8 protein-coding genes are annotated in these 7,631 nt (G+C 60.9%); all 8 read right to left on the bottom strand.

Going from position 1 to position 7,631, the window contains the following annotated elements; translation table 11 throughout:
• On the bottom strand, positions 1-703 hold a 703-nt coding region (locus tag QZ522_RS07190), incomplete at its 3' end, for a sulfotransferase domain-containing protein (protein ID WP_294609116.1).
• Positions 700-1,530 carry a sulfotransferase domain-containing protein gene (locus QZ522_RS07185; protein ID WP_294609114.1) on the bottom strand — a complete coding sequence of 277 codons (831 nt, stop codon included), beginning with the start codon at positions 1,528-1,530 and terminating at the stop codon, positions 700-702. The genes QZ522_RS07185 and QZ522_RS07190, both read right to left, overlap by 4 nt.
• Positions 1,531-1,629: 99 nt before the next feature.
• Positions 1,630-2,739, bottom strand: coding sequence for a porin (locus QZ522_RS07180; protein ID WP_294609112.1), 1,110 nt, complete (start codon positions 2,737-2,739; stop codon positions 1,630-1,632).
• Between the two features lie 352 nt (positions 2,740-3,091).
• Positions 3,092-3,478, bottom strand: coding sequence for a carboxymuconolactone decarboxylase family protein (locus tag QZ522_RS07175; protein ID WP_294609110.1), 387 nt, complete (start codon positions 3,476-3,478; stop codon positions 3,092-3,094).
• 1 nt (position 3,479) lies between these two features.
• Positions 3,480-4,802 (bottom strand): FAD-binding oxidoreductase, encoded by a 1,323-nt coding sequence (locus tag QZ522_RS07170; protein WP_294609108.1) that lies wholly within the window; start codon positions 4,800-4,802, stop codon positions 3,480-3,482.
• 105 nt (positions 4,803-4,907) lie between these two features.
• Entirely contained in the window at positions 4,908-5,693 is a 786-nt protein-coding gene (locus QZ522_RS07165) for an arginine deiminase family protein (RefSeq protein WP_294609107.1), read from the bottom strand.
• Between the two features lie 13 nt (positions 5,694-5,706).
• Positions 5,707-6,888, bottom strand: coding sequence for a pyridoxal phosphate-dependent aminotransferase (locus QZ522_RS07160; protein ID WP_294609104.1), 1,182 nt, complete (start codon positions 6,886-6,888; stop codon positions 5,707-5,709).
• Positions 6,885-7,526, bottom strand: coding sequence for a TetR family transcriptional regulator C-terminal domain-containing protein (locus QZ522_RS07155; protein ID WP_294609103.1), 642 nt, complete (start codon positions 7,524-7,526; stop codon positions 6,885-6,887). Before QZ522_RS07155 ends, QZ522_RS07160 begins: the two co-directional genes overlap by 4 nt.
• Positions 7,527-7,631 lie beyond the last annotated feature (105 nt).

The following is a 7,631-nucleotide window of genomic DNA, read 5'->3' as shown; positions in this document are numbered from 1 at the left end:
TCTCAGCAAAACCAAGGGTTTCTTCCTGCTTTTTCATCGCCTCAAAGCTTGTCGCCTTGATCGCGCGGGCCAGTTTCGGCCCCTCGACCTTGACGCGCAGGAACTTTTCCAGAAGCGTGCGCATGGTCTTGGCGGGATGGTTCAAAAGATCCTCATAGCGCACCACGTAATGCGGCAGGCCGGGGGCATTGGTCCAGACATTGATGTGATCGTCCCAACGGCCCAAAAGGTCGTAAATCCCGCTCGGCGTGCCCATGACCGTATCGCTAAAGCACATCCGCTCGATCGCGGTGTCGATATCGGCACCCTGATGCCGGGCAAAAGAGGGGGCAAGATCAAACGGATTGCGCATGATATAGATCGCCGCCGCCGTCAATTCGGGGGGGATTATATCCTGATCGAACATGCGGATCGTCTGGCAATGGGTCTTGACGAAATGATGGTCCGGCTTTGACGCGGCGATCAGCCGAAGCGCCTTTGTGCGAGCCATCACCCAATCCTCAAGGGTTTCGCTTTGGAATTTGCCGCCCACGGCCGCATCGAAAAAGTCCTGACGGGTATCGCCGGTGGTGAACTGGCGCAGGTTGTTGATATCCGGCGCCTGCCCTGCCGGCATGAAATAATGCGCCAGAAGGCTGCGCATCCAGGTGTTGCCCGATTTGGGATAGCTTGCCAGCCAGATGATGCGGCGCAGATTGCTCATTCCAGATATCCGTAACGTTTCATTGTATCGCCAAATGCCGCGCGGATCGTATCGGCAAGCTCTGGCTCAAGGTCGGTTTTCCACTGGTCCTTCTGGCCCTTGCCAAAGAACTTGGCGCTTTCCTTGGGCTTTTCGATAAAGCCTTGGGTATCTTCCTGTTTTGACAGTTCGTCAAAGCTGGAAAACCGGATCGCGCGATCAAGACGTTCGGGGTCCACCGGCACGCCAATCAGGTCAAGCACTTTGGAAAAATGGGTATGCGGATCGCTCAGAAGATCCTCATAGCGCAAGACAAGACGCGGCCAGGGCGCATACGAGGTCCAGCTTTTGACATGATTGGCCCAACTCCCCAGAAACTGAGCAACGGTACCAGGCACAGGGGCATTGGCGTTGTCGGGGTGGGTTATGCGTTCTACCGCGTCGGCATTTGAGATCGCGTAATGGCGCGCATAGGACAAGACCATGTCCAGCGGGTTGCGCATGATGTAGACCGCCGAACGGGTATATTTATCGGGGATAAGCGCGACTCGTTCTGGCGACACCTTCGCGTTATGGGTTATGACAAAATTCACATCGGCGTTGTTGGCAACGATTGCGCCCAGCACCTTGTCGCGCAGGGAAATCGTCAGCGACACATCGTTAATGTCGATCTTACGGCCCGCCACCATGTCATAGGTCCGCGCCATTGAATCGCCCATGCCGAAATTATGCACCTGATTGATCGACAGCGGTTCTTTGGCATTCATCAGGTAATTGGCCAGAAATACGCGCGTCCACGTATTGCCTGATTTCGGATAAGAGGCCAGCCAGATGATACTTTTCTTCATGGTCGGGCAATCCGTGATCTCATTCCAGTAAGGCTATGCCCCAAATAGAAACGGCGGGGGGAAAAGTCACCCCCCGCCGCAAATCTTACAACCGGTCGATTAGAACGACAGGTTGATCGAAGTACCGATCATGGTGCCGTCGATTTTGGTCACGCCGAGCGGGTCAGCTGCGTTGGTGGTGCCTTCTGCATAAGCAGCATAGACAGCCCAGGTTACGCCAGCGCCGAGCGAACGGCTGCCAACCAGCTGGTACGCTTCGTATTCGGCTTTGCCGCCGCCAACTGCGGTTGTGACTTCACCCTGGTAGGTGTCAAGGCCAACTGCCCACGGGCCGGCGATGTCATAGGTTGCGCCAAGGCTCCAACCTTCCTGATCGCCAACGCCACCGGCACCGCCGTTGTCGTTTTCAGCATAGGAACCACCGAACTCAAAGCCGGAAACGCCGATGACTGCGCCGAGGGCCCAAACTTCGGGATCGCTGATGCCAACTACGTTGCTGTCGCCTGTACCCCAACGGGCGCTCAGGGCAACGTCAACACCGTTGAACGACTGGCTGTATTTTGCACCCAGGTCGAAGATGTCGTTCAGTGCAGCCGCGTTGCGGTCGAACGCGCCGTTGTTACCGGCATTTACACCGTTCGTAGCGGCATAGGACACGCCAAGTGTCAGGCCGTTGAACGAGGGTGTGTAGTAGGTGATGCGCTGAACGTCGTTGTTACCGGCAACTTCAGTGTAGGAAGATACGGAAGCCTGACGGAAGGTCCAGGGCTGGTTGGCCGAAACCGGAATGAAGGCCGAGATCGAGGGCGAGTTGATGCCGATACCGCCAGAAACTTGGGGCGCAGCAACGGACAGTTTGTAACCGGCCGAGTTTTCGTTGCCGAGGTCGATGCGGCCCAGTGTGTCGCTGGAGATCGAGGCATACGATTCGTCAACGATCGCGCCGCCGGTGGTTTTGGCTTCGTACTGGATGTTGATACCGAAGGTCATGCCGTTGTCCAGGGTAACCGACGGGGTGAAGTGGATTTCACCGTTCTGGAAAACGTCAACGCCGTCAAAATCGGTGCCGGCAGGACCGCTTACGTCAGCGAAACCAACGTGGGTGTTGTAGTAACCGCCCCAATCCATATCCCATTCCTGGGCAGATGCGGGTGCAGCGACGGCGCAGCCGAGTGCGATTGCGCTGGTGCAAAGAAGTTGCTTTTTCAAGGGAGACCCTCCTCAATAGCAGGTTTTCAAGATCCGCCGCACCAGTCATTGGACGCGGCTTGCAGCATGGAATGGGGCAAATACCCCCCAACTGTCAACGCAGCCCCCCGCACCGCTGCGCTTGTTGCCCGGGCTGTGACGTTTAAATCACACACCCATTGAGCCGCCTTTCGGCAATGACCGCTGCGCGCCCGTATCTGCACAGGGTTTGAGCCTTTAAAACAAGCGTTTGAGGCGAATTGGCCCTGCGCCACTATCGGTTGTAACATAATTGCGCGCTGCAAGCGCAATGGCCCGGCCCCTCCTGACAGGGGGCCGGGCCTCTGCGTGATCGGGGCGAGTCGAAGGCGACTCACCCGTCCTGTTCTGCGAGAACCTTCTTGGCGGCGCGAAAGCATTCAAGCGCCTGCGGCACGCCGCAATAAATGCCCACCACATGAATGATGGCGCGAATTTCCTCGGGGGTGACGCCGTTGTTTATTGCGCCCCGGCAATGGATTTCCCATTCGTGCATCTTTCCAAGCGCGCCCAACATCGCGAGGTTCATCATCGAGCGGGTCTTGGCGGGAATCACCTCGTCGCCCCAGCCAAACCCCCAGCACCACGCCGTCATCGCCTCTTGAAAGGGCCGGGTAAAGTCATCCGCCGCCGCCAGGTTCTTTTCCACATATTCGGCCCCCAGCGTCGCCTTGCGCTGTTCCAGCCCCTGCACAAACAGATCTTCGTCAAAAACGCTCATTTCAATTTCCCTTTCGCGCCTGCCAGTTTTCTTTTCGGTCAACCGCCTGGCGATACCACACATCCGCCGCCGCAAGAAAATGCGGCTTTTGCGCCGGATGAAGCCAGCTTGGCCGGAGCGGCGTCGCGCTATAGGCGGTCTGCCCGCGCGCGTCACCCATCGCCTGATAGGCGGCCTTGGCCCCAAGCCAGGGCGCCATCACCGTGCCCGACCCCGAAAAGCCCATGGCATAATGCACGCCCCGGTCATGCCCCACATAAGGCATGTGCGAAAACGAATAGCCGGTAAACCCAAGCCAGCTATGGCTGAGGCGCGTACCGCGCAAATCGGGCCATATCCCGGTCATCGTCTCGTAAAGCCGCGCAGCCGCAGCCGTCGGATCAATCGCCCGCATCGAGGCGCGCCCGCCGAACAGCACCCGCTTGCCATCGGGAGAAATGCGGAAATAGCTGTGGCGCGCGCGGGTCTCGACCATCATCCGCCGCCCCGGCGCGATATGGCCGATCAGGTTGGCCGGCAGTTCCTCTGTCGCGATAAGGTAACTCGGCAGCGGAAACACCCGCGCCATATGCCAGCGGAACGCGGGCGTCGTATAGCCATTGGTCGCCAAAACCACCTTGGCGGCACGGATGCGGCCCTTGGGGGTATGAGCAAGGTGCTCGCTGCCCGCCGCGTCAAGTGCCGTGACCGGCGCGTGGTGAACCACCGGGATGTCGCGCGCGCGCACGGTGCGCAGCAAGCCCTGATGAAACTTGGCCGGGTGGATGGCGCAATGCTCGGGAAACAAAAGCCCGCCGAAATAATGCTCTGTAGCGATCTCCTGCCCGAGATCGGCGCGCTCGACGATTCGCGCCTCGACCTCGGATTTCTCGGTCACGGTTTTCGCAAGCCGACGCTGATTGGCGAAATGGCCGGGTGTCCAGGCAAGCTGAATCCGCCCGGTCTCTTGCAGGTCACAGTCGATCCCGTTGGCCCTGATCAGGTTCCTGGCCCAGTCCAGCGAGGGCTTGGCCTCGGCGAAGAGCGCATCGGCCACCCCGGCCCCGAATTTGCCCGCAAGCGCGGACCAGCCAAGCCGGGGATGCGCGCCGAACATGCCGCCATTGCGCGTCGAAGCCCCCTGTCCGGGATCGCCCGCCTCGACCACGACCACCCGCGCGCCGCACTCCTGCGCCGCAAGCGCCGCCGAAAGGCCGGCATACCCCGCGCCTATCACCAGAAGATCGCAGGTATCGGGAAGGTCCTGCCCCGGCTCGGGCGTATCCAGAGCCTCCCACCAATAGGGCGTGCCGCGCTCGGCTTGCGATACCCATTCGATGCTCATGTCCGGGGCTCCTTATATATAGAGAACTGCGGGCAATTAGCCCGACGGTGAAATCATTGACCAAACATGATACCGCTTACAATCGGATTTGCGTATAAAGCCGGTTTAAAACCGCAGGGACAGACAGGACATGCCGCCATCAAGCTTGGCGCACTCCGAATTGTTGATCTGCACCACCTTGAACCCGGCGCGATCCAGCATCTCGGCGGTCCTCTCGAACCCGGCCGGCAGGATCACCAGATCGTTGAAGCGGATGCAATTGGCCGCCGCCTCTTCTCCCTCCGGCACAAGCAACACCTTGTAGCCGTCAAAACAGCCCGAGGCCGCAAGCCGCCCGGTGGCAAGGATGGTCTCGCCGTCAAGCAGGCCGCAATCGGTCTTGAAATGCAAAACACCCTCGGGCGTGTCGACCCGGCGCAGGGCATGGCCCCAGTCACCGACGAATTCGGCAAGCTGTGCCACGCCTTGCGGATTGGTGCGCGCCGACAAGCCCACCAGAACCTCGCGCGCCGTCACCAGGATATCACCGCCCTCGATACATCCCGGCGCGGTGATCTCGCGCAGGTTTTCACCGTAAAACGCGGCCAGCGCGGGGGCCATCTGCGCCACCTCGCCCTGACGGCTTGGCGCGCCGGGGCGCATCAGAACCGCCCCCTCGGCCAGGCAAAGCGCGGTATCCTCGACGAACACGGCATCGGGGAAGGCCTCAAGCGCGGGCAGTTCGACCACCTCGGCGCCGGTGCTCCTGAGCGCGGTCACATAGGCGGCATGATCGCGCAGCATCTGGTCAAGGTCGGGCGTGCCGATCTCTTCGGCGCGCAGCCCGTCAACGATGCTTGCGCCCGGTTTGCGGGTGATCGCGCGGCGAAACTCAAAACTCGGGTTGGTCATTTCCTGTCCTTTTCTAACTACCCCGGATGGCGCGCGCATGCGCCACGATCCGGTCAATCGCCTCGGCAAACGGCGCATCCTCGACCGTGAGGGCGACGCGCACCCAATCGTTCAGGGTTTCGCCGAACGAGGTGCCGGGCATCACTGCGACGCCGGTTTTTTCAAGCAGGTCAATCGCATAGTCGTGCCCGTTCATCCCGGTGCTTTGGGTGTTGATCATCGCGAACATCCCCGCCTCGGGACGGTGGACATAAAGACCCGTTTCAGCCTCAAGGCGGCGCGCCAGCAGGTCGGCGCGCGCCGCAAAGCGCGCCCGCATCCCCGGCGCCACATCAGAGCCCGCACGCACCGCCGCCTCGGTCATGTCGGCAATGAAGGGCTGATTGCCGAACAACATGGTTTCCGATAGCGACAACAGCGCCCCGGTGAATTCCAGCGGCCCGACACACCAGCCGCTTCTGAACCCCGGCGCAGCGTGGGATTTCGAGATCGACGAGACCGCAACGACACGCTCAGCCAGGTCAGGCAGGGCCAGGGGTGAAACGAAAGTCGCCCCGTCAAACACCAGCTCTTCATAAACCTCGTCGGAAATGATCCAGAGGTCGTGCTTGATTGCCAGCCGTCCGATCGCCGCGATATCCTCGGGGCGCAGGATGGCCCCGGTCGGATTATGCGGAGTTGTCAATAAGATCGCTCGGGTTCTGGGGGTTATGCGCCGCTCCAGATCCTCTGCCGCCATCCGGAATCCGTTCTCCGGGCGCAGCGGAGCCGGCACCATATCCGCCCCGCTGGCACGAATGACGCCTTCATAGGTGGCATACATCGGATCGCCGACAAGCACCTCTGATCCGGCCTCGGCCACGGCCATCATAACCGCATAGAGCGCGGTCTGGGTGCCAGGGAAACACATCACCTGATCGGGATCAAACGCCCGCCCCCGCGTGACACTATAGCGCTCGGCAAGGGCGCGGCGCAGGCCGGGTTCGCCCTGCCCGTCGGAATAGCCGGTGCGCCCGGCACACATGCCCGCATAGGCCGCCTTCTTCAGGCTGTCGGGCGTCGCCACATCCGGCTCGCCAATCGTAAGCTGAATGATATCGCGGCCCTCGCGGGCCAAGGCCCTGGCGCGTGCATGCACCTCCCACTTGGCACCGCCAAGCCCTGCAAGCCGCTCTTTTATCGAAGAAAATCTCATTGTCGCGCCTCTACGTCTGTCAAATTCAATCCAAGGATCGCCCCGACCGATTGCACCACAATCGTCGCAAGCTCTCCCTCCTCGAAGGCCTCGGGAAGCGCGCCGCCCTCAAGCCAGAGCCCGTCGATCACCGCGTTGCAGGCAATCGCAAGCCGTCGGCACGCGCCTGCGTCTATGGCGCGCCCGTCTTCGCGCAGGACCTCGGCGATCAACGCCTCGAGCCGGTCGCGAAAGTCGTGATAGGTGCGCGCGTGAACCTCTTGCATGCGCGCATTCTGACGGACATGGTTCAGAAACCCCGCCCAAAGCCCGATCGCGGCCGGATCGACCACCGGCGGCGTCACCGAGGCCACCACCAGCGCCGCCAGCCGGGCCTTTGCTGTGGCGCCCTCGGCCCCCGCAAAGGTCTGATCGGTCATGGCGTTCATATGCTGGGTATAGGCGGCAAGAACCAGCTCTTCCTTGGTGGAAAAATAATGCCGGATCAGGCCCTGCGTCACCTCGGCGCGCTCGGCAATGGCGCGCACGGTGGCACCGCGCACGCCCTCTTCGGCAATCAGCGAAAGCGTGGCACGCACCAGTGCCTCTTTTCGCTGATCGGCCCCTTCGCGCCTGAATTTTCGGCGGTCCCCGGTCACGCCCCTCTCCATCCTGCGATACGTTCAATTATACGCTTGCATAATTACTCGTCATCAGCCTTACTACAAGCCGAAAAGTGCGCCAATCGGAGAGGTCCCCGTGAC

Origin of the sequence: uncultured Roseovarius sp. (genome assembly GCF_913054395.1) — a bacterium.
Lineage (GTDB): Bacteria > Pseudomonadota > Alphaproteobacteria > Rhodobacterales > Rhodobacteraceae > Roseovarius.
Note: the sequence above shows the minus strand (reverse complement) of the source record. Positions and strands in the feature narration are given on the sequence as shown.

What these genes read in the sequence shown, in the direction of transcription:
- QZ522_RS07185 (WP_294609114.1), bottom strand. Translation starts at nt 1,530, where the DNA reads ATGAAGAAAAGTATCATCTGGCTGGCCTCTTATCCGAAATCAGGCAAT.
- QZ522_RS07175 (WP_294609110.1), bottom strand. Translation starts at nt 3,478, where the DNA reads ATGAGCGTTTTTGACGAAGATCTGTTTGTGCAGGGGCTGGAACAGCGC.
- QZ522_RS07170 (WP_294609108.1), bottom strand. Translation starts at nt 4,802, where the DNA reads ATGAGCATCGAATGGGTATCGCAAGCCGAGCGCGGCACGCCCTATTGG.
- QZ522_RS07165 (WP_294609107.1), bottom strand. Translation starts at nt 5,693, where the DNA reads ATGACCAACCCGAGTTTTGAGTTTCGCCGCGCGATCACCCGCAAACCG.
- QZ522_RS07160 (WP_294609104.1), bottom strand. Translation starts at nt 6,888, where the DNA reads ATGAGATTTTCTTCGATAAAAGAGCGGCTTGCAGGGCTTGGCGGTGCC.